The organism is Pseudomonas sp. Q12-87 (assembly GCF_001269755.1).
In the GTDB taxonomy this organism is placed as follows: Bacteria; Pseudomonadota; Gammaproteobacteria; order Pseudomonadales; family Pseudomonadaceae; genus Aquipseudomonas; species Aquipseudomonas fluorescens_S.
This window is the reverse complement of record NZ_LHVI01000011.1, coordinates 225962-244837: the sequence shown is the minus strand read 5'-3', so window position 1 is coordinate 244837 and position 18876 is coordinate 225962. Positions and strand designations below refer to the sequence as shown.

General features: G+C 57.9%; 21 protein-coding genes and 2 pseudogenes. 9 read left to right on the top strand and 14 right to left on the bottom strand.

Annotated elements, in window-relative coordinates:
• Positions 1 to 104: 104 nt before the first annotated feature.
• The 4 genes and pseudogenes from AD663_RS07760 to AD663_RS07750 form a co-directional block, all read left to right on the top strand.
• Positions 105 to 575 (top strand): annotated as a pseudogene (locus AD663_RS07760) (phytanoyl-CoA dioxygenase family protein); the annotation flags it as partial.
• Between the two features lie 100 nt (positions 576 to 675).
• Positions 676 to 1731: an alpha/beta fold hydrolase gene (locus AD663_RS07755; protein WP_003179523.1), complete on the top strand. Its 1056-nt coding sequence runs from the start codon at positions 676 to 678 to the stop codon at positions 1729 to 1731.
• A 36-nt stretch (positions 1732 to 1767) separates the two neighbouring features.
• Positions 1768 to 1952 (top strand): annotated as a pseudogene (locus tag AD663_RS29565) (hypothetical protein); the annotation flags it as partial.
• A 129-nt stretch (positions 1953 to 2081) separates the two neighbouring features.
• On the top strand, positions 2082 to 2471 hold the full coding sequence (locus AD663_RS07750) for a hypothetical protein (protein ID WP_053213512.1): 390 nt from the start codon (positions 2082 to 2084) through the stop codon (positions 2469 to 2471).
• A 356-nt stretch (positions 2472 to 2827) separates the two neighbouring features.
• On the opposite strand, the gene AD663_RS07745 is transcribed toward AD663_RS07750, so the two are convergent.
• Together AD663_RS07745 and AD663_RS07740 are read right to left on the bottom strand one after the other, a co-directional pair.
• Positions 2828 to 3844, bottom strand: coding sequence for a sterol desaturase family protein (locus tag AD663_RS07745; protein WP_053213511.1), 1017 nt, complete (start codon positions 3842 to 3844; stop codon positions 2828 to 2830).
• A gap of 37 nt (positions 3845 to 3881) precedes the next feature.
• Complete coding sequence (locus AD663_RS07740) at positions 3882 to 4586, bottom strand: HD domain-containing protein (protein WP_003179514.1); 705 nt, start codon at positions 4584 to 4586, stop codon at positions 3882 to 3884.
• A 679-nt stretch (positions 4587 to 5265) separates the two neighbouring features.
• Between AD663_RS07740 and AD663_RS07735 the strand changes: the two genes are divergently transcribed.
• Positions 5266 to 5808: a hypothetical protein gene (locus AD663_RS07735; RefSeq protein WP_053213510.1), complete on the top strand. Its 543-nt coding sequence runs from the start codon at positions 5266 to 5268 to the stop codon at positions 5806 to 5808.
• Positions 5809 to 5821: 13 nt separating this feature from the next.
• Here the strand turns inward: AD663_RS07735 and dapF are convergent, their stop codons facing one another.
• From dapF to AD663_RS07720, 3 genes are read right to left on the bottom strand one after another with little or no spacing between them, the layout of a single operon-like run.
• The gene (gene dapF / locus AD663_RS07730; protein ID WP_003179511.1) at positions 5822 to 6625 is read right to left on the bottom strand and encodes a diaminopimelate epimerase; all 804 of its coding nucleotides are present in this window, start codon (positions 6623 to 6625) and stop codon (positions 5822 to 5824) included.
• A complete protein-coding gene (locus AD663_RS07725) occupies positions 6616 to 6981 on the bottom strand; it encodes a VOC family protein (RefSeq protein ID WP_033045950.1) in 366 nt (121 codons plus the stop codon). Before AD663_RS07725 ends, dapF begins: the two co-directional genes overlap by 10 nt.
• 20 nt (positions 6982 to 7001) lie before the next feature.
• Positions 7002 to 7808, bottom strand: a complete 807-nt coding sequence (locus tag AD663_RS07720) for a helix-turn-helix domain-containing protein (RefSeq protein ID WP_003179507.1) — start codon at positions 7806 to 7808, stop codon at positions 7002 to 7004.
• 117 nt (positions 7809 to 7925) lie between these two features.
• Here AD663_RS07720 and AD663_RS07715 point away from each other — a divergent pair, with 117 nt between their 5' ends.
• The gene (locus AD663_RS07715; RefSeq protein ID WP_053213509.1) at positions 7926 to 8267 is read left to right on the top strand and encodes a hypothetical protein; all 342 of its coding nucleotides are present in this window, start codon (positions 7926 to 7928) and stop codon (positions 8265 to 8267) included.
• Between the two features lie 92 nt (positions 8268 to 8359).
• On the opposite strand, the gene AD663_RS07710 is transcribed toward AD663_RS07715, so the two are convergent.
• From AD663_RS07710 to AD663_RS07700, 3 genes are all read right to left on the bottom strand, one after another.
• The gene (locus AD663_RS07710; protein WP_053213508.1) at positions 8360 to 8761 is read right to left on the bottom strand and encodes a PaaI family thioesterase; all 402 of its coding nucleotides are present in this window, start codon (positions 8759 to 8761) and stop codon (positions 8360 to 8362) included.
• A 94-nt stretch (positions 8762 to 8855) separates the two neighbouring features.
• Entirely contained in the window at positions 8856 to 9419 is a 564-nt protein-coding gene (locus AD663_RS07705; protein WP_003179503.1) for a GNAT family N-acetyltransferase, read from the bottom strand.
• Positions 9420 to 9465: 46 nt separating this feature from the next.
• Entirely contained in the window at positions 9466 to 10047 is a 582-nt protein-coding gene (locus AD663_RS07700) for a hypothetical protein (RefSeq protein ID WP_088021769.1), read from the bottom strand.
• 160 nt (positions 10048 to 10207) lie between these two features.
• Here AD663_RS07700 and AD663_RS07695 point away from each other — a divergent pair, with 160 nt between their 5' ends.
• Positions 10208 to 11170: a DMT family transporter gene (locus tag AD663_RS07695; RefSeq protein ID WP_053213519.1), complete on the top strand. Its 963-nt coding sequence runs from the start codon at positions 10208 to 10210 to the stop codon at positions 11168 to 11170.
• Between the two features lie 17 nt (positions 11171 to 11187).
• On the opposite strand, the gene AD663_RS07690 is transcribed toward AD663_RS07695, so the two are convergent.
• The 6 genes from AD663_RS07690 to AD663_RS07665 form a co-directional block, all read right to left on the bottom strand.
• Entirely contained in the window at positions 11188 to 11826 is a 639-nt protein-coding gene (locus tag AD663_RS07690; protein ID WP_003179500.1) for a type II toxin-antitoxin system HigA family antitoxin, read from the bottom strand.
• Positions 11823 to 12155, bottom strand: coding sequence for a type II toxin-antitoxin system HigB family toxin (locus tag AD663_RS07685; RefSeq protein WP_053213507.1), 333 nt, complete (start codon positions 12153 to 12155; stop codon positions 11823 to 11825). The genes AD663_RS07690 and AD663_RS07685 overlap by 4 nt, the downstream gene beginning before the upstream one ends.
• Before the next feature lie 154 nt (positions 12156 to 12309).
• Positions 12310 to 13266, bottom strand: a complete 957-nt coding sequence (locus AD663_RS07680; RefSeq protein ID WP_003179498.1) for a 2-hydroxyacid dehydrogenase — start codon at positions 13264 to 13266, stop codon at positions 12310 to 12312.
• A 203-nt stretch (positions 13267 to 13469) separates the two neighbouring features.
• Positions 13470 to 14228, bottom strand: a complete 759-nt coding sequence (locus tag AD663_RS07675) for an SDR family oxidoreductase (RefSeq protein WP_003179496.1) — start codon at positions 14226 to 14228, stop codon at positions 13470 to 13472.
• A gap of 41 nt (positions 14229 to 14269) precedes the next feature.
• On the bottom strand, positions 14270 to 14962 hold the full coding sequence (locus AD663_RS07670) for a fumarylacetoacetate hydrolase family protein (protein ID WP_003179494.1): 693 nt from the start codon (positions 14960 to 14962) through the stop codon (positions 14270 to 14272).
• Between the two features lie 100 nt (positions 14963 to 15062).
• Complete coding sequence (locus AD663_RS07665) at positions 15063 to 16412, bottom strand: MFS transporter (protein ID WP_003179491.1); 1350 nt, start codon at positions 16410 to 16412, stop codon at positions 15063 to 15065.
• A 557-nt stretch (positions 16413 to 16969) separates the two neighbouring features.
• Between AD663_RS07665 and AD663_RS07660 the strand changes: the two genes are divergently transcribed.
• Positions 16970 to 17902 carry an AraC family transcriptional regulator gene (locus AD663_RS07660; RefSeq protein WP_003179489.1) on the top strand — a complete coding sequence of 311 codons (933 nt, stop codon included), beginning with the start codon at positions 16970 to 16972 and terminating at the stop codon, positions 17900 to 17902.
• A gap of 144 nt (positions 17903 to 18046) precedes the next feature.
• Positions 18047 to 18862, top strand: coding sequence for a DUF1206 domain-containing protein (locus AD663_RS07655; protein WP_033045948.1), 816 nt, complete (start codon positions 18047 to 18049; stop codon positions 18860 to 18862).
• Positions 18863 to 18876: the final 14 nt, after the last annotated feature.

The following is an 18876-nucleotide window of genomic DNA, read 5'->3' as shown; positions in this document are numbered from 1 at the left end:
CTTCTACATGCCGGAAGTACGAAATGCTTGAGGTAACACCTTCCGCGACATTGCAGGCCGACAGCTTCTGGATGGCAATCCGGTAACTGTATTTCGTCTACCCAGTACTGACGGTGGCAGGTGAGTTGATCGGCGAACGGTTCTTCCTCTCCCATGTGGAAGGCCGCGAGCCCCTTGCCAATGGCGGCCAACAACAACTGCACCGCGATCTGTCGGCCCAACGACCAGGCGACATCGCAACTGCCCTGGCTTTTTTCGACGATTACGGCCCCGAGAACGGCGCGACACGGATCGTCCTCGGCAGCCATCGACCTGAGCCGGACGCCCCCTTCGACTTCCATGACGAATCAAGCGCCGTACAGCTTTCAGGCTCTGCCGGTGACATTCTGGTGTTCGATGTCGATCTGGTGCACGCGGGCAGCCTGAACGTGATCGGCGCACGCCGTCGCTCCATTCTGATCAGTTATTTCTCGGAGTCGCTCTATGCGTCACACCTGGAAACCGTGGCGCTGCGCAATATTCGTATGGACACCAGCGACCGATTCGCCCCCCCGGAGTTTGCTTTCGCAGGCTAGGATCTTTGATCGATGAAAGTTGTGCGCAACGGTTCGAATCTGAGTTTTAATGCCCGTGCTTATCGACAGCCCCATTCGTCTAATCAAGGAAGAAACGACATTGAAAACAGCTTTCGGCGCCCTGTTGTTGGCTTGCCTGACGACCACCGCATTCGCTGACGCAAACCCTATCGGTTTCCAATCCTCCACACTGCCGGATCCAAACAATGGCCGCGCACTGGAGATGGTCGTTTGGTACCCCAGCGCAACGACCGAATCCCCGCAACTGATCGCCGATAACGTGGTGTTTGTCGGCGCCGCTGCCGTGCGTAACGCGCCGCCCACTGCCGGCGAACATCCATTGGTGGTGCTCTCCCACGGCTACAGGGGCAACTGGAGCAACCAGATCTGGCTGGCCAGTTCGTTGGCCCAGAAGGGTTACATCGTCGCCGCCATCAACCACCCAGGCAGTACCACCCATGACCGCAGCTCCCAAGCAGCGGCGCAGTTATGGCAGCGGCCCGTTGACCTGCGCCGAGCCATCGATGCAGTCACGACCCAACCTGAAAAATTTGGCCGGGTCGCCAATGGCCGAATTGCAGCCGTGGGCCATTCACTCGGCGGCTGGACTGCCCTGGAGATCGCCGGTGCTCGCTTCGACCCGGAGCGCTTCGCCCAAGACTGTAAAACCCACCCGCAGCTAGCCAGCTGCACCGTTTACGAACAGATGAACCCCGCCAGCACCGCTGAATCAAAGGCCGAACTGGCCGCCGATTGGCGCGATAAACGCGTTACTGCGGTGGTGACATTGGACCTCGGCCTTTCACGGGGCATGACCGATAAAAGCTTGGCCGCGCTGCCTATCCCCGCCCTGGTGATCGCTGCCGGTGTGCCGTCACGAGAGCTCCCCGCTGAGTTGGAATCTGCGAACCTGGCCAAGCGCCTGCCCTCGGCGTTGAGCCGTTACATCGAGATCAACGACGCAAGCCATTTCAGCTTCATGTCGATGTGCAAACCTGGTGCGCAGGGCATGCTCGAAGAGGAGGTGCCGGGCGATGGCATCATTTGTCAGGACGGTGATGGCGGTCGTGCTCGCGGGCTGATTCAGCAGCAAGTTGCATTGCTGATAGCGGAGTTTCTGGCGCAATCCCCTGCAGACAAAAAAGACAGTTTGTAACGGGTGGTACTGACTCGCTGCGGCTTAACGAAAATGCCGTACATGGTCGTCGCCATTGGTGGAATGGTCTGGGAACATGCAGAAGCGCCTGATATTTGCGATTTCCTCCAGGCCAGGCGATCAAGTGGAGCGACAGTTGCCTGCGCAGTGTTCGAAGGTGCCGGGTATCTTCGGAAATCATTGCTCAGTTCAGGTCGATGTTGGCAGCGGAACATGAATGATTGCTTCGTCCGGCAAAAACAGCTGATCGTGAAAAATAATGCTGTCTTCTTTTTCTCCGGATATGTCTCTTTTCCAATCGTTTCCGACTTAACTATCCTACGCCTCCACTCCAAACGGAATTCGTCAAGATGTATCTGCGTTCAAGCGTGTTGTGCCTGTGCCTTTTCAGCAACCTGAGCCAGGCCGCCGTTAACTGTTCTGCCCTGGCGGAAAAGATCTCCGGAACGGTGCCTGAGTTTCACCCGTCGGTACAAGGCAAGGTCATTGGCACCGGGCGCCTGCATTTTCACGAAGCGCCGGATGAAGCCTGTGCCAATAAAAAGATTTTCGTAGTTCCCGGCGATTCCCTCACCGTTTACTCCAGCCTTGAAGACGAATCATGGCTGGAGGTGAACTTCATCGCCAAGAGCGGCGACGACTATACAGGCTGGGTAAAGGCTGATCGGGTCGAGATTGGCGTACCTTACGGAGCACCAGCGGACGGTGCCGACGAGACGCCAGCGGGTGGTGCCCAATAATTCAAAATGGGCGTCCCCCTTTCATTTTTGAAGCGCAGGAGAAACGATGACGAACTCGCCAGAAGGGAGCGCTCTGTTCCCGGCCAGCACACACAGCGACCTCGACGTGGCTGATGGCACGGGTTTCGCCGCCTGGGCTGACTTCAGTTTATAAACCTGCCGGCCAACAATCCCGTGGCGAGGGAGCTTGCTCCCGCTGCGTTATGCGACGCGCGCATCTAAAGGGCTGCTACGCAGCCCAGCGGGAGCAAGCTCCCTCGCCACGGGTTTATCGTTTGCTGGAGTCGTAGGATTACGACCTTGGAAACGCCAGCAACCACACCGCCTGCGATTCAACACGAACCGGGGGTTTTCCTTTACAACCAGCCAACCCTGCGCCCACGTTTCTCCAGCAGCTTGCGAGCGATTTCGATAAACGGCGTGGCGATCAATCCGTAAACCGTCAGGTACCGATGGTGGTCCTGCTCACCGGTGCCAAAACGCAGCAGCTCAGGCTGTGAACGGGTGACATAGAGTGTCCCGAACATCCAGTCCCACAGCGACAGGTTGATGCCGAAATTGCGGTTGAAATGCCGAGGCGCGTCGCTGTGGTGGATCTGGTGTTGTGCCGGACTGTTGAGCAGGTGCTCAACCACAGGGCCAAATGACAGCCAGACATGGGTATGCCGCAGATTGGCCGCCAGGCTATTGAAGATGACCACCAGGTAGGTCACACCGAACAGCGTGTAGCCACTGACCTCCCCGCCGCAGACATACCAGAAACTTCCCGCGAAGAGCCCCACACTGGCGGTGATGCCAAGCGTCTCGACGATTTTCTCGACGAAGTGCACTCGGCTCGCCGTGGCTGGCACCAACACCGGCGCCGAATGATGAACCTTGTGAAACGCCCAGAGCCAACGCGAGTGAAAAGCGCGATGCACCCAGTAGTGAGCGAAATCCTTCATCAGGAACACCCCCAGCCCATAGGCCAATGCGAGGGAAAAATTCGTCCCCAGACGCGGGCGAGCGCCCCAAAGATTGCTGAAAAAAGCCAGGTAATCCCCTGAGCGAAAAATGTATGGATCAACCAGATGAACGATGGGCAGCACCAAGACGAATTTGAGAATGGCGCGCACGAAGAAATAGCGGTAATCCAGCAGTGCCGAACGATGCAAATGCACCTGGCGGCCACCGATGAACTGCCAAAACGAACCCGCGTCAGTCAGCCCCCGATGTTGTCTGAACCGGAACAGGCCATAGGCGACGCTGTAGGACGCGCAGAGAAACAGGATCCCAAAGCGGCCGTTCAGGTTGAAAATGCCGAAGAACTGATCGGTGATGGGTTCGATGACCCATTGGATCAGGCGTTGATAGACAAGGGAAAAAGCATCCACGGAATGCCGGCCTCCAGCGAAGGAGTGGCATTGTAGATCAGCGCGGCTGGGGTGGGTTTGGGTTTATGCTGGCACAATCGCTATTCCAGCTTGGTGCTCCGATCTCCTCCATGAAGTCATTTAGAAAACTATTGAGACGCGCATGCCTAACTGCCGCCAACCGAGCACCTTCGGCTGTTTGGAACCCTGAAGCGAGTTTGAGTAATTTCGTGTGGAAATGCTCAATGGTGAAACGTTTGTCTTGATAATCTCTGCCTACGGCACTGGGGTTTTTAACGTCATACAGCGCGGAGCCCATTCGCCCAGAAACGTAGAAGCAGCGTGCGACCCCTACCATTCCGATGGCGTCTAGTCGGTCACTGTCCTGAAGAATTTTGGCTTCAAGGGTCAGGGGTTCGAAACCAGCTGAGAAGCTGTGGGTTTTTACCGCGTGAGCAACTAGCTCAATTCGCGACGTAGACCAACTCATGCGTTCCAAAATAGAGGCGGCTTTCTTGGCCGAAAGCGTTGATGCTTGCGCCCGTAATGGAGAGCTTTTCTCGACTGCCACGCAATCATGCAAAATGGTTGCTGCAAGCAATGCTTCTAAGTCCCCACCTTCTTTTTCCTGTAGCCGCCGAACATTGATCCATACTCGATGGATATGGGAAAGATCGTGAGAGCCGTCCGTGCTGTCCTCGGGTAGAAATGCGAGCAAATCGGACGCTAGGCTCTGGTAAGGAAAAAATGGCTCATCAATCATTTCAAACTCCAGGGGTATCTGTCCTTGAGGCTCTAAACCAAGCTCCACTCACTCGATCAGCCATCAAATCAACCTACCCACAACCCTCGAATTCCACAACGCCCGGTACTGCTCCCGCCAGCCCGGCTCTTATCCAACCACTCCAACGTCGCTTCGATACTGTCAGGGCTGATGATGAAGTGATTGATGTGCTCCTCGATCCGCTCTTGCGATAAACGCAGCGAATCCAAGTAGCCATTGCTTTGCTGGGGGTTTCCTCAGCGTCATTCGTGTCAGTACGCGCTGATCCGATTGCTGGGATTGAGCGCACTCAAGTAACGCCTGGTGGTCCCGTTGTCACTGTACAATCGTCCCGCCTTTTTTCAATGGATCTGAATATGCCTCGCTCGACAAGCATGCTGCTCCAGCCGTTACTGCTTAGCATCGTTTTATCGTTGGTCGGCTGCGATGCAACACACCCCCCCCCCAAGACAGACGTGCAACGAGCAGCCTATTTCCGGCAGACGACTCTGTACCATTCAATGCTGTTTTGGCCCGCGCCGCACAGGCTGCCAATCGTCACGACTGGATAGGCGAACAGACACTACGAGTAAAGATAAATCGCAAGAACGAATTACTCAGTTGTACAGCCGAAGCCGACCCCAAATTACCTCCAGGACGCTTCCCGGATAACGCCAAGTTGGCCGCACTCGTTGAAAAGGTTTGCTGGGATATCATCCTGCCTTCTGCAGGCGCCGAGACGTTCGCGAGCGCGACAGCTGAAGAAGTGGAACTGGTCCAATTGCTTATTTTTTCCAGTCCGTCGCAAATACCTGAATCGGATCGACTTCGACACAGGCAGGCGCGCGTTGAGATGGAGCAAAGCGATTTTGTCTGGCAGCAAACCTTTGCTCAGGAATCCCTTGATAGTATCGGGGTAGCGACTTTCAGGGGCTGGGCCGATCCGCAAGGACGTGTGTTGGATTGCCTGGCTGAACTTGACCTTAGCTTTCTCCAGCCGGAAGCGTTCAAACCCGATCCCGACTTGCAGCGACGCCTCACCGAGCGATGCAAGAAAATGGACATGGGGCGGGTAGCAGGCTTTACGATTCCGAGAAATTATCCGACCGAATTTTATATAACCGTTGAGTACACGCCCTGGAAAGGAGGCTCCAAAAAGGCTGTGTCTCCCCCCAGAGAACCGTTGAGTAGACGGGCCTTAAGGCAGCGGCACCAGGGTTGATACCCATGCCAACTCAACCCTGGCTCATCGTCCCCGAAAAGCTCGCCTGCACCGGGCCGATAAGAAAGACTTTGTCCACGCCGTTCCAGTGAACCGTCACACACCCGCCATCACATTCAACCTCAACGGTGTTGTCCAACAAGCCACGACGTACTCCATTAACAACCGCGCCACACGAACAGGACCCCGAACCCAGCGCAATCCCCGCCCCGCGCTCCCATATGCGCAACCGAATATGCTTGCGGTCAATGATCTGGACGAAATGAACGTTGGTCTTGAGAGGGAATAGCGGGTTGGTTTCGATGGCCGGGCCGATCGTCGCGATATCAATGCTGGCCAGATCATCGACAAAAAAGGTGCAGTGGGGATTTCCCATGCTGCAAGCGGCTGGACTGCCCACGAGTGGCAAGGCAGCGGTGTCGAGCTCTTGTGCCAGGGGGACGTCCGACCAGCCGAAAAGCGGCACGCCCATCTCGACGCAAATGTCGCCGGTTGGGGTACGTTCGCATGTGAGCAAACCACGGTTAGTGCGCAGCTTTACCGAAGTAACATTTGCTTCGCGCATCAGCCTATCCGCCGCCCCCCGCGTCGCACTGCCGCAAACATCCAGCGCGGAGCCATCTGCATTCCAGAACATCACACGCGCATCGGCATCGTCGCAATCGAGCAATACCGCGAGTTGGTTGAAGCCCACACCCCGGTTCCGATCCCCCATTCGCTGGGCCATGGCACTCGTCACCGGGTTGGCCGAATGTCGCGAATCGACAATAACGAAGTCATCGCCATTGGCATGCATCTTTTGAAAGTTCAGCTGCATGCAAACGCCCTGCTGGAGATGGAAATGGAATTACCGTCGGGGTCTTTGGCGTTGGCGAAAGAGTAACCGTCCGCCCTGTGCGTAGCGCCAAACCTCAGGCCTTGGGCCAGGCATTTGGCCTTGAAACCCTCGACGTCCTGGAGATCAAAGACAAGCTTTACGGTGACTTGTCCTGTTTTAACGGCCTTACCTGCCGGGTGAACCATCAGGATCGCGCCGCCGTTTGCAGGGCTCAATTCGGTGACGCGGTCATCGGTTTTTCGTTGACTGGTAAAACCGAAATGACGCTCATAAAAATCGCAGGTCGCTTGAACGTCCCGGACATACAACATGATTCGATTGAGTGACGGCTGCATGTGTTCTTCCTTGATCATTATTAGTGTTGTGCCTGCTCATATGCCTTAGTCATCACCTCCCAGGTCTTCGCGTCGGCAGGAATCAGATGTTCGATACGCAATGAGCTCATCGTGATGTCGAGCGGCATGCCGAAAGTTGTGAACGTTGACATGAACTTCAGCTCACCGTGGGGAGACTCGACTCGTGTCAGCAACAGCGGAGGCAGCTCGTTGACCAGCGCCGCAGAGCTGTGTGGGGCCGGCAGGCTCTTCAGAATCTCTGCCAACGCAGGATTACTCAAGGCTTCCCGAGATGCCCGTTGCCAGGCCACTGATCTTATTTCCTCGGCGTTACTCAAATGGTCGCCCAAGCCACCGGGTTGCAGCAGTGTCGCCAAGAGGTTGAGCCCATCGGGCGCATCCCTGGCAAGACCCACCAGATCGAACAGAACACCCGCGCTAGTGTTGGCTGCAAGGATGTCCCATTGGGCACCCAGAACAATCGCCGGAGCGGGGTTATTGGCGTGAAGTACATGATTAATGGCATCACGTACCACTTCCATTGACGACGACGTGAGCGGCGTCGTTTCGTAGCGAGGGGCATAACCACTGGCGATGAAGATGTCGTTGCATCGCTCCAAAGGTACATCCAGGGCAGTCAACAAGTTATGCAAAGTGCCAGGGCTTGGCTTGGCGCGCCCCGTCTCGATGCAACTAAGGTGACGCTGAGATAACCCTGTTATCAGTGCACAGTCCAACTGACTCAGCCCGGCCTGTTGGCGCAAGTGACGCAGTTGCGCACCGGCCGAGGTTGGTGGCGTTGTTCGAGAAAAAGGTCGACTGGTCATCCGTTGACTCTGGCATTGCGGGTGAGTGGCGTCCATGACCTCAGAGGTCATTGAAACCATGACGGTCAAATCACTAGCCTACCTCTATTGACCAATGAACGAGTCCAAGGAGGTAGAGTGAAAAGACCCTACGTTGCACTTGTCGCGCTCCTACTTTTTTCAATTTACACGGCGAGTATTGTGTTTCTCGCCGAGCAATCGCTCCTGGAATTCGGCGTCAGGCTCATGTCCAGCCCGGACACCGCGCAGGTAGTCATCGACCTTTATCTGCTCGCTAGCATGGCGTGCATCTGGATGTACCGGGACACACGTTCGAAAGGCAGGTCGCTCACATCGTTGCTGCCTTACTTCCTGATCACGGCGATCTTCGTATCAATCGGTCCACTGTTGTACATCGTCGTTAACGGATTTGGACGTCAATCGCCGGTGACAGGTACTCATGATTCCCCACCTCCTTAAGCAACGCACCGCAGAGGACGATACAACTCAAGACCATCAACGAGCATCACTTTCGGATCTCCCTGACGCATCTGGGCCAGTTCAGCCTCCACCTAGCTGAGCACCAGAAAAGATGCACTGGCTCGAACCACGCGTTCCTCTCCAGCGCTGATATAGGTATTGGCAAACACCAATCGACTACCGGTTTTTTGAATATCTACGGCAGCCTCCAACCAATCGCCGATCTTAGCGGAGCCAGCGAAATCAGTAGTCATCGTGGTCGTCACGAGCTTAAGAGGCGGATCTTTCGAGAACGCAGCGTTGTAGCCCAGCGCGATATCAGCCAGCGCCATGAACAATCCTCCGTGAGCGATTCCACGCGCATTGGTGTGTTTCTCCTCTACCCGAATCCCAACGGTAAAACCTTCGGAGTTTTCCCGATAATAAAAGGGACCTAGTAAGTCAAGAAAAGGGCTACTACGAAATAACGGCCTGAAACCCTGTGGAATATCCATTTCACATTCCTTTACCCGTTAACCCGACAGATAGATCCTGACGACGACCGTGGTGAATTGTCGTTCACAGGCGACTTGACCCATTTGATGCTGCTCAATTCGATTCCAACGCGGTCTTTTTCTCAAGCCAATTCCCACGCGTCATTTCCCAGATATCCTTAAGCAACGACCCACAGACAAACTCCCCCTGCTGCGTCCCGATCAGGCGCATCCCTTCATATTCCGAAACCCTGCGTGAAGCCTGGTTGCCCACCGCCTTGGGCACTTGCATGACCGGGCGCTTCAGCGCTTCAAACCAATAGGCATTGATCACTTCACAAGCCTCGCGCATGTAGCCCTGTCGCTGCCATTGCGGCGCCAACCAGAAACCCCGGTGATTGCCAGGCTGGTCGTACAGGCTGATGCTGCCGATGCTCTGTGTCGGGGCTTCGGCGATGCGGATCATCCAGTGCCACTCGCGCCCGGCCGCAATAGCCGGGAGCGCATGGTCGCGCACGTACGTCAGCGCGCCGTCATCCGGATAAGGCCAAGGCACGCGACTGTCCAGGTAACGAACCACTTCCCAGTGGGGGAATAATCGTTGAATCGCCGGTGCGTCCGTCAGCTCAAGGGGCGTGAGGATGAGCCGGCGGGTTTGGAAGGTGGGGATGGGGCTCATGATGAAGCTCCTTTCCAATCGTTATGGGGTCCTTGGAACCTCAACGCTATAAGTTATCCGTCGCCCTGCACAATTTGCTGTCCTTCAAGGATGAAGAGGGACGCTCTGCTGTTCCCACGTGCAATTGCTGGAGAGTCACCCCGCATTTGAAACGCCCCACAGCATCCAGTTGGTAGTCCATCCCCGCCTTAGGGACAAAGCTGAACATGTTGTAGCATTGAGCACCGATGTAATGAAAAGCGATGGGCTGCCCGGCAGGCACCAGCAACTCAGTCATTACCGTGGAAGATGAGTGTTTGTCGACAGCTGGCATGCCCAGGCTCTCGCCGTTGCGATTGGCGTAGCCATCACGAAACGTCACCATGACCCCGGCGCCCGGCAGGCGGAAATCCACGCAATCGGACTTGGGTACGGCCCTGATCATGCCGTCGCTGATCACCCGCAAACGCGCTGTCTCGCCACCGTCAGGCGTCGAGTAAGGGGTGGAGAAAGAGCGGACATCCGACAGCGCTCCGCATCCGGTGAGCAGCGTCAGTAAGGTGAGGCTCCAGGTATGTCGCAGGGCGCGGGACGTCTTGCGCGGGCAAATGTTGACTGGAAAGTTGAGGCGGCGCGGCGAGTGGCTCACGATGATGCTCCATGCGGGTCAGATATCCAGGGCCAACAACGGTCGAGAGGAACGCGATGCCAGCGCGAGATTTTATAGAGGATCCGGGGACTTGCTGCAATGGCGGTACTGGACCAGGGCGGTCGCGTGTCAATGGCCGGTATATCGAGGCGCACGCCTGATGGTCCAGTCCCACCACTCAAACATCATCGCCGGATTGGCCCTCGCCGTCGTCGCCACGCTGAGCTGGGCGCTGAACTTCATCGCGCCCTACGTCACCGGCGCCTACACGATCTATGACTTGATGATTGTGCGTTTTCTTATTGCCGGTACGTTGGGCATGGGGGTCGTACTGCTATATCGGGCCCAACTTCGGCTCTTACACCGCGACCAAGTGTTTTTGGCCGCAGGCCTGGGCGTTATTGGCTACCTCGGCTATAGCGCCTGCATCGCCGCCGGCATTATCTTCGGCGGGCCAGTACTGACCCCGGCTTTTATTGGAATGGTGCCGGTCTTGCTGGCACTGCTGGGCAACGCCACGGCCAAGACCCTTCAATGGCGCAAACTGGCGATCCCGCTGTTTTTCTTGACGGGTGGGCTGGTGCTGTCAAATCTCGGCGCGATTCATCAACCCGTTGCAAGCGATGGTTCCTGGCTGATGGGTGTGTTGTTCTCAATCGGTGCCGTGGTCTTGTGGCTCGCGTTCAGTTGGGTGAACCAGCGCGCCTTGCTAAAGCTACCGTCCCAGGCGTCAGGCGCATGGACCGGCCTCATGATGGCTGGCGCCGGATTCGGCACCTTGTGCTTGTTACCGGCGGTACAAGCGCTCAACCTGCTCAAACTGCCGAGCCTGGGCTTTAGTATTTCCGTCGCTGGACATTTATATCTCTGGGGTTTCGTGATTGCGCTGATGTCATCCGTTGGCGGAGCCTGGGCTTGGAACGCCGCGTCCCGACGCCTGCCCATGGTGCTTTCCGGGCAGTTGATTGCCCTGGAGTCGCTATTCGCGACGTTGCTTGGCTTGTGGTTTCAAGGTCGGCTGCCGACACTTTTGGAGGTGTCAGGTCTTGCTGCTGTGCTTGTTGGGGTGAGCATGGGGGTGCGGATCATTCTGGCAACGCGTGACTCGACAACCGACCCTTGAAGCTTGATCAGCAAGATCTACCCCTTGTCCGGTTCCTTGGCTGTCTTCCCGCGGCCCTTCGAAGCCACTACTTTGTATTCACCGGCGCCGGTCTCCTTCACTGACTGTGCAGTTATAGGGTCGCTGCGATAACGGTAATACGTTGAGGCTTTCCTGACGGGAAGATGAACTGTTTCGACAGGAGCCGATTTCGCTGGCCCTGCGGACAAGAAAGCACTCGGCTCCATCGCAAACCGCTCCGCCAACGCGTAGGCCATCTTGTGACTGATAGGCCGATCCCCACTGAGCACTTTGGACACCGCCGTTTTATCACCGATTTCAGGGAGATCCGAACCGGTAAGTCCGAGTGTCTCCATCAAATCCTTGATCAACTGCACAGGGGTGCAGCTCGCCTCCAAAGCGGCGTTCGATTCGCGGAATTGCTCGGAGTCGCGCTGGTAAGCCAGCATCTCTTCCTCAAGCTCAACGAGAATTTTCTCCTCAGTCTTGCTCAGTTCGCGCCCGTCGGTGAGTTCATCGAGCAGGCTGGTCGCGCGTTCGTAATCGGCAGGGGTCTTGATGCCATGCACAAACTCACCGCGCAAGCGCTCCAGCACCGCGTGCAACTCGCCAAGCGTTGCGATCACGGCTTGAAGGTCATTCCGGGCTGCGCTCATCGTTTTACCCCTTTGTTGCTTGCGTACCAGGCGTTGGCTACGTCGTAATCGGCATGCGTATAGATGTGTTTGACGTAGAACTTCTGCCGGGTGAAGTTGACGCCGCCTATCACCCTGAGGTTATTGCCGCCTACATCGATCGCCACCCAATGCGCTGCGGCTCTGGGTTTGAACAAGTCGATACCGTGCGCCCCAAAAAGCTTTTGCAGGTCCGCGAACACTTTGGGGCGAGCCATCCTCAAAATACGCAGGCAACGATCAAGCCCAGCCTTGTCGTTCGGGTACAAAATCGCAGCGTCGTCAAAACGTGATGGCGTGAGTATATCCATGGGCTTCCCTGTCTTTGAGCCGATGGTACTCTGGTTGTGTTTTTTCACAACTTCCGTATTGTAACCACGTCGCAACATGGCTCCCGCCCGGATATGCCTGACGCAGTGCACGGCCACTTCAAGGAAGCGTCACATCCCTGAAGCAGCCCGGCATTCACCCCGTCACACACCCCTGCGCCACCCTTCCCGCAAAACTATCCAACAAACTCGCCACCACCATTTCCCCCATCCGCGTGCGGGTCTGCAACGTTGCGCTCGCGCGGTGCGGTTGCAGGACCACCTGCTCGTTGCCAAACAAGGCCTGGGGCACGTTCGGTTCGTCGACAAACACATCCAGCGCCGCACCGGCGATGTCACCGGCGGTGAGTGCAGCCACGAGGTCGGCCTCGTTGACCAATTTGCCCCGGGCCACGTTGATCAGATAGCCGCCCTTGCCCAAGGCCTCCAGCACCTCGGCATCGATGATGGCTTCAGCCTTGTCAGCGGCCGCCGCGAGGATCAGGGCGTCGCTGTCGCGGGCCAGTTGCCTGAGATCGGCGACGAAGGTGTGGCTCACGTCGTCCATGGGTTGCAGGTCGGTGTAGCTGATCGGGCAACCGAATGCGGCGGCTCGGGTGGCGACGGCGCGGCCGACCCGGCCCATGCCGACGATGCCGATGCGCATGCCGGACACCTGGCGGGCCAAGGGCAGCGGTGCCAGCGGGGTCGGGCTGTGGGGCCATTGGCCTGAGCGCACATAGCGATCACCGGTGCACAAGCCACGGCACACGGCAATCAATAAGCCGATGGCCAGGTCGGCGACGTCTTCGGTCAGCGCGCCGATGGTGGCCGTGACGCGGATGCCGCGATCACGGGCGTAGGCCAGGTCCACCGCATCGGTGCCCACGCCGTTGACGGCCACCACTTCCAGTTTCGGCAATTGCGCCATGAGCGCCTGGCTGATGCCGGTATGCCCGCCGGTGATCACGCCACGAATGTTGGCGCCATGTTCCTGCACATAGGCAGGCTTGTCGGCCTGTTCGAAATAGCGCCGCACCGTGAACAGCTCGTTGAGCCGGGCGTTGATTTCAGGGATCAGGATCGGGCTGAGTTGCAAGACTTCTGGCTTCATATGGACCTCATAACGAAATAAGAAAAACCGGTTCAAGCGCGATGGTGCTCACTCGAGGCTGGCTTGAATTCCCGTGGCGAGGGAGCTTGCTCCCGCTGGGCTGCGTAGCGGCCCCGGTTCTTTTTATGAGCGCTTCGCACTCAAGCGGGAGCAAGCTCCCTCGCCACGAATGCATATCCTCAAAAAATGAACAGCACGCAGGCTCAACCGCGGCCGGCAAACGGCATGGCGGTGGCCATGACGGTCATGTTCAGGACGTTGGCCGACAGCGGCAGGCCGGCGATGTAGCGCACGGCATCGGCCACGTGCTTGACGTCCACCATTGGCTCCACCGCGATGGTGCCGTTGGCCTGGCGCACGCCCTTGGTCATGCGCACGGACATCTCAGTCAGGGCGTTGCCGATGTCGATCTGGCTGCAAGCGATGTTGTATTCGCGCCCGTCCAGGGCCAGGGATTTGGTCAGTCCCAGCACTGCGTGTTTGCTGGCGGTGTAGGCGCTGCTGAACGGCCGTGGAGTGTGGGCCGAGATCGAACCGTTATTGATGATCCGGCCACCTTGGGGCTGTTGCCGGCGCATCAGGCCGAAGGCGCCACGGGCACAGAGGAAAACACCGTTGAGGTTGGTGTCGATCACGTTTCGCCATTGCTCGAACGTCAGTTCATCCAGCGGCACGGCGGGGGCATTGATGCCGGCGTTGTTGAACACGACGTCGAGGCGCCCATAGACCTCTGCAATGGTTGCAAACAGCGCATCGACACTGACCGGGTCACGCACATCCGTGGGCACTGCCAGGGCCTCGCGCCCATCCACAGCGGCCAATTCGACCAATGCCTGCAAGGGCTCTGGCCGGCGACCGGCCAATACCAGCGTGTAGCCATCTTCCATCAGGCCGAGGGCCACCGCACGGCCGATCCCGCTGCCGGCGCCGGTCACCAAAGCCACTTTCAAGGTGTTGGACATGTGTTCCTTCCTTTCTCAAATCAACAAGACAAACGCCGGGTTCAAGGTCGCTGACCGACGCGCATTTCTAATTGGCCGATGCCGTCGATGCCGGCCGTAATGACGTCGCCCGGCTGCAGTAAATCGACCCCTGCCGGACTGCCGGTCATGATCAGGTCGCCGGCCCGCAGCGCCACCGATTGGGAGATGCGGGCGATCATTTCACTGACCGACCAGATCTGGCTGTCGAGGCTGTCGCGCTGGCGTTCTTCGCCGTTGACGTTCAGCCACAGCTCCCCGTCAGGGTGCCCTGCCCGGGAAACCGGCACGATGGCGGTCATGGGTGCGGCGCCGTCGAACACCTTGGCGCCTTCCCACGGCAAACCGTTGCGCTTGGCCAGGCGCTGGACGTCGCGCCGGGTCAGGTCGAGGCCGGCGGCGTAGCCCCAGACATAGGCCAGCGCCTGGCTTTCCGGAATGTTGGCGCCGCCCTCGCCGATGGCGACGACCAGCTCGATTTCGTGCACGAACTCCTCCGTCACCGACGGAAACGCCACCTCACCGATCGCGTCCACGACGCAGCTGGCAGGTTTCATGAAGAACACCGGCGGCACTCGGGATTCGCCCTGGGTATCAGGCCATGGGTAGTTGCGACCAACACAGAAGACCCGGCCGACGGGAAAGCGCTGTTGGGTGCCAATCACTGGCAGGGTCACTGGCAGGTCCGGGGTAAAGACGTACTCGGTCATGTTCATCCTGGTCTAAGTCCTGTTGGAAGCGTCAGCGTACGGCGGCAACCTTTGGTGAAGTTGGAGGAATGCCGCCTCGTGTTGGAGAAAACGGTTTTTTCCGGCCTCAGCGCGCCTTGAGTTCGATGCGGTACAAACGACCGAGCAGCAACGAATAGGACAAGGTGCCGATCAGCGCGACACCGCCGATGAACCAGAAGGCCAAGGCGAATGAGCCGGTCTTGTGCACGATCGCACCAATCACAATGGGCGTGACGATGCCGCCGATATTGGCCGCCAGACTGGTGATTCCGCCGGTCAGCCCGATCAGTTCCTTGGGCGCCACTTCCGACACGGCCGCCCACGAGGACGACGCGATCCCTTGGGCGAAAAAGGCGATGGTCAAGATGGCAATGCAGATCACGTTCGAGTCGGTGAAATTCACCAGCACGATGGACATGCCCAACATCGACCCGACCACCAGCGGCAATTTGCGCGCAAAGGACAATGAATAGCCGCGACGTATCAGCAGATCGGACACGATCCCGGCGAGCAGAATGCCCACCGTCGCCCCCACGAACGGCAGCACGGCGAAGATCCCGGCCTTGATCATGGTCAACTGACGCTCTTCGATCAGGTAGGTCGGGAACCAGGTGAGAAAAAAGTACAAGGCCGAAGTGCTGGCGAATTTACCGATGCAAATCGCCCAGACCTGCCGATAGCTGAACAGCTCGGCGATCTGCCGCCAGTTGAATCGGGTGCGCTCCTGGCTGCTCTTGACCAGCCCGCCGCCGGCTTCGATGTACTTGAGTTCTTCCTTGCTGACCTTCTTGCAGTTCATCGGGTCGCGATACAGGAACAGCCAGGCGACACCGAAAACGATACCCAATGCACCGGTGCTGTAGAACACATGGCGCCAATCGTAAGTAGTCGCCAGCCACAGCAGCGCGCCGGTAAACAATGCGGTGCCCAGGTATTGGCCACAGACGTAAATGCTGCTGGCCAAGCCCCGCTCACGCGCCGGGAACCACACCGTGACCGCACGGCTGTTGGCCGGGAACGCCGGTGCTTCCATCGCGCCGACTGCCAGGCGCAAACCGAACAGCGAGGCAAACCCTGTGGCCAAGCCCTGGCACACGGTAACGGTCGACCAACTGATCAATGACACGCCGTAAGTGAAGCGCGAACCGAAGCGGTCGGCAATGAACCCGGCGGGCACCAAGGCGATTGCGTAGGTCCAGGCGAACGCGGAAAAAATCAGACCCATCTCGATCTTGTCCAGGCCCAGGTCCTTGGCGAGGAACGGCGCGGCAATCGAGATGTTCACTCGGTCGATGTAGTTGATGATCGTCGCGATCAGCAGCAACGACAGCATGAACCAGCGCCGCCGCGACGGCAGCCGCTCAGGCACGACGGCGTCCCGGGCGCTGGCAATGGTCGGCGCGGCGGTGGACTGGGAGGTGTGGGAATTCGACATGAATAGACCTCGTTATTGTTAGAAGCGTCGAAATGTTTACGAGCAGCCGAAGCCATTGCCCTCGATGTCGGGGCAGGATGTTTACGACTGGAAGCAGCGGTGCGGGACAGCCGGTGTCAGGCGTTCGATGACACCTTGCAACAGGACCTGTCGATGCAGCAGACGGGAGGATCAGCGAGGGATGGGAACAGGTTCATGGAATGCGCACCTCTTGATTGTTTTTGGATGAGGATCGGGTTGCGTGGCTCCAACAGTGGTCGTACAACCTTCCAAAATCAACCGGGGCGTTAGATCATTTTTCCCACTGAAAACCGCGATGACGGAACCTGTCCAAGAAAATCCGGCTTCCTATATTTTTCTTCTTATTAATTAACTTACTGTTTTTAAAGGAATAAATTGTAAAGCTAGGCCGTTTCGTTTTTGGACAATGATTTTGGAGGCTCCAGGTAGAGAAAAAGCCGCAGCCCCTCTTCCTCGTCGTATAACGCCTTGAAAAAAGCTCGGGTACACCGTCACAATCTCCGTCATCGCCATGCGCCCGCACAGGATTCCCAGGGATGTCATCACCGAGCCGAGTCCCCACCTATGTCATGCAGCAACGCAGCGAATTGACTGATTTCTACATCCGCGACAAAAAGGGCCGGCGCGCCGAAACCAGCCCCCATCGCCACGAGTATTTCCAGATCCAGATCAACCTCGGCGGCGATACGGTGCAGCACATCGGCAACGTCGAGCGGGCGTTTCCACGCAACACGTTGGCCTTCATCCTGCCCCATCGCGTGCATGTGATCCCGCACCCGGCGGACAGCAATTTCATCGTGATCAATTTTTCCCAGACCTTCTTGCTGCCGCATTTGCAATGCGACCCGATGGACCTGGAAGAAGTCTCGATTCTGCTGGCGCCCGAGTTGTCGCCCTTCCGTTTCCAGGAACATCTGGACTTCATCCTGGGCGATGAGGATTTCGCCAGAATCTGCACCTTGATCGAACAGATGCGGGTGCTGGACGAGAACCGTCAATTCGGCACCCGGGAGATGCTCAAGGGTCTGTTGCTGCAACTGATCGGCAGCGTCTGCGCCTTGTACGCCGAGCCCCTGAAACGGTTGGCCGAGGAGAACGCCGCGGAGGTCAGCCGGCGCGACGCACTGAGCCGGATGTCGGAGTACCTGCGCAAGAACATTGCCGATCCTGACCTTAACCTGATCAAGGTGGCTGCCGCGACGTACTTGTCACCCACCTACCTGACTCACTGGTTGCGCAAGGAAATCGGCAAGACCTTCACCGAACTGGTGCTTGAGCGCCGGATGCATGCGGCGCGTAATTACCTGCTCAACGGGACGCGGCCCGTGGGCGAAGTGGCGAGGTTGTGCGGGTTTGCCGACGAGGCTTATTTTTCCAGGCGCTTTCGCCAGATCCATGGCCAGCCGCCGGGGCAGTTCAGGCGCCAGCAGTTGAATCCGGATACGCCGCAGTTGCCGTTGAATACCTGACCTGCTCTATTGCGTGGGCAAAGTAATGCCGTCGTGATCATGGCCATCTCGCCAATACCACAGGCGAGCCTGCCCCCGAACACCAATCGAACCCCTCGCAACACCACAGGTCTGCTGCTTATCACCTGTCTGGAATATCCGCGTATGTCACCCCACCATAGCTTGGTCTTACTGGCACGAGGCGGTTACGCCGCTCGCGGTGTCATTTATCTGATCATGGGTATCTTCGCGCTGCTGGCGGCTCGAGATTCAAGCAACCCGAAGGACAGCCATAGCAGCCTGGAGGCGCTGCTCAGCCAGCCCTTCGGCCATGCCTTGGTCGGCCTGGTGGTCATGGGCCTGCTCGCCTTCGCCGGGTGGCGCGTGTTGCAGGCCACCCGCGACGTCGATCATCACGGCAAGGAACTTAAAGGCGTGGTGATTCGCATGGGCTTGCTGGCGGGCGGCTTGATCAACGGCGCGCTCGCGTTCTTTGCATTGACGCTGCTGGTCAGCGGGTTGAAAAACTCCGGCGGCTCCGGTGGCGGACAGACCCAGGATCTACTGGCGCGCCTGTTGTCCTGGGACCACTCCAATATCCTGATTTACCTCATCGCCCTGGTGCCGCTGGGGGTGGGCATCGCTCACATCATCAAGGGCTGGAAAGCGTCATTCGAGAAGTACTTCGAAGCGGACGAAGACGTCATGCGCTATGTGCGCCCGGTGTCGCGCTTCGGTCTTATCGCCCGAGGTATCGTCTTCATCGAAATCGCCCTGCTGTTGATGGTCAGCGGCTCGGCTTACAAAGCCATGGACCCACCCGGGATGAAAGACGCCCTCAATGCACTTCAGAACCTGCCGGCCGGCGGTGTGGTCCTGATGCTGATGGCGTTGGGCTTGATCGCTTTTTCGGTGTACAGCTTTGCCGAAGCGGCGTGGCGCAGGATCAACATGGATGTGCCGGGCATGTCGCAAGCCTAATGATCAACTTACTG